The 2,158-nt window shown below is 41.3% G+C and carries 4 protein-coding genes; 1 reads left to right on the forward strand and 3 read right to left on the reverse strand.

Annotation, left to right across the window (positions count from 1 at the left end):
• The first annotated feature begins 7 nt into the window (after positions 1-7).
• Positions 8-142, forward strand: coding sequence for a hypothetical protein (locus ACRCJ0_RS12465; RefSeq protein ID WP_431390629.1), 135 nt, complete (start codon positions 8-10; stop codon positions 140-142).
• An 89-nt stretch (positions 143-231) separates the two neighbouring features.
• Here the strand turns inward: ACRCJ0_RS12465 and ACRCJ0_RS12470 are convergent, their stop codons facing one another.
• The 3 genes from ACRCJ0_RS12470 to liaF all read right to left on the reverse strand — a co-directional run.
• The gene (locus ACRCJ0_RS12470; RefSeq protein ID WP_003140979.1) at positions 232-864 is read right to left on the reverse strand and encodes a response regulator; all 633 of its coding nucleotides are present in this window, start codon (positions 862-864) and stop codon (positions 232-234) included.
• Positions 857-1,918, reverse strand: a complete 1,062-nt coding sequence (locus ACRCJ0_RS12475; RefSeq protein WP_431390627.1) for a sensor histidine kinase — start codon at positions 1,916-1,918, stop codon at positions 857-859. The genes ACRCJ0_RS12470 and ACRCJ0_RS12475 overlap by 8 nt, the downstream gene beginning before the upstream one ends.
• The coding region (gene liaF / locus ACRCJ0_RS12480) for a cell wall-active antibiotics response protein LiaF (protein WP_431390628.1) at positions 1,915-2,158 on the reverse strand (244 nt) is incomplete at its 5' end. The genes liaF and ACRCJ0_RS12475, both read right to left, overlap by 4 nt.

Below are 2,158 nucleotides of genomic sequence, written 5' to 3' on the forward strand. Positions count from 1 at the left end.
TACTGTTATCGGTCATCTAAATTCAGGTAAGAAAGTAAATGAAAAAATCTTACGTGACGCTATGCAAAATGCCTTACAACCATTCTTGTATAAACGTACAAAACGTAATCCAATGATTATGGCAGTCGTAATGCCTGTCTAATCACAACGATTACTAATAAACAAAAATAAACCTGCGATGTAAAGCTGAACTAGCTTGCATCGCAGGTTTTTCCTTTTGCAATAAAACGACTATTTAACTAATTGATTTTGGAAGGCATAAATCGTTGCTTGTGTCCGGTCTTCGACCCCTAATTTAGATAATATATTCGATACATGGGTTTTTACCGTTTTTAAGGTGATAAATAATTCATCGGCAATTTCCTGGTTGGATTTACCAGCAGCAATCAACTGCAAGACTTCCCGTTCACGAGTAGTTAAATCATCATGTAGGTGATGTCGGTTAGCTTCTACTTCATGGGCAATCAGCTTTTCATTGACTGTTGGTGCAATGACTGATTCCCCCGCATAGGTCCGGCGAATCGCTGACGCAATTTCGTTTGCTGAAGATGTTTTTAAAATGTAGCCCTTAGCCCCAGCTTGCATGGCGGGATATACCTTTTCATCATCGATAAAAGAAGTGACAATTAAAATATTGGCTTTTGGCCAGTCAGCTAAGATTTCTTGTGTTGCTTGGATCCCGTCCATATTATCCATGACTAAATCCATTAAAATGATATCTGGTTGCAGTGATAAGGCCATTTTCTTGCCCTCTAATCCGTCCTTAGCTTCCCCTACTATCTCTAGGTCTGATTGGGTAGATAGGTAGGTAGAAACGCCTAATCTGACCATTTCATGGTCATCTACTAACAATACTTTAATCATATATGCCCTCCATCTTTCTTGGTATTACGATTTGGATCAATGTGCCCTGGTTTTCAAATGAAATAATGTTGGTCGAACCACCTAGCTGGGCCACGCGCTCTTGGATATTTTTCAATCCGTACCCACCGTTCTGCAGTAATTCCTTGTCGGTATCAAAGCCCACGCCATCATCTGAAAATCGCAGATAAATATTTCGGTCTTTCTCATACAGATGGCATTCGATAATTTGTGCCTTAGCATGTCGCAGGGAATTGGATAATAGTTCCTGCACAATTCGGAATAGGTGGTTCTCCACTTCAGGCAGCAATTGAACGTCCGTCACAGTGGCTTCAAAATTAATCTTAACCTTCGTTTCTAACTCCCTAAAGAGCTGTTCAATTCCCTCTGCCAAACTTTGATTGGTCAAGGAAATTGGCCGTAGATGGAGTAGTAAGGAACGCATTTCAGCTTGAGCCTGGTCCACCATAGCCGCCACCTTACCGATCAATTGCCGGTTGACAGGGTCCATATTGTCCGCCTGCTCTTGGATAGCTGACAAAATCATGGTCATGGCAAACAATTGCTGGCTGACTGAGTCATGCAATTCACGCGCAATCCGTTGTCGTTCCTCTTTGACTAGTTGGTTTCTGTTCATCTCTGAGTTCGCTTCATCCGCCACCGTTTTTGCCTGCAATGCCATTTCCATGTTCTGTAACATGGCCCGCAACCGTTCAATTTGCTCACCTATTTGCTGGCCAGCATAAACGCCCATTTCTGTTTCTTGAAAAATGGGTGAATCATATTTTCTGGCAGCCAAGGCAGTTAGCTTAGCCGTCAATTTATTTTCGTCCTTGTATAAAAAGAAATACAAGATAAAGGTTGCAATCAATGAGATGACTATATCAATGACCAATAAATACATAAATGGTAGGATTAAACGGGCAAATTCAAGATATGACCCGTCGACATTGATGGTATTAGGTGTCAAAATCAAAAAGATATAGGTTCCAAGAGATACCGTCAAAAGTGACAACCATAAAACGATAAATATTGTTAAAAACCGACGTCCTCTCATAAGAAGACCACCTCTACTGTTCCCCAACCTTGAGAAATTTGTAGGTAAATTTTCCGGTTACTTTGCTGATAAGACGCACTTTCAAAGGTTTTACGCTCATTGTTTAGGGCCACTTTCTCCCCGTTCCAATTTACTTCGGTCCGAAAACCATTGGCGTGTAGTTCAAGACCCACCCCTTCAGGCACCACAAGTTTGGTTTGCCCAACCAATTGATTAATCACGACCACATTGGTCCCTATT

The organism is Aerococcus sp. L_32, from assembly GCF_050689315.1.

Bases quoted from the DNA above. Each gene is read 5' to 3' on its own strand.
- ACRCJ0_RS12470 (WP_003140979.1), bottom strand. From the start codon at position 864: ATGATTAAAGTATTGTTAGTAGATGACCATGAAATGGTCAGATTAGGC.
- ACRCJ0_RS12475 (WP_431390627.1), bottom strand. From the start codon at position 1,918: ATGAGAGGACGTCGGTTTTTAACAATATTTATCGTTTTATGGTTGTCA.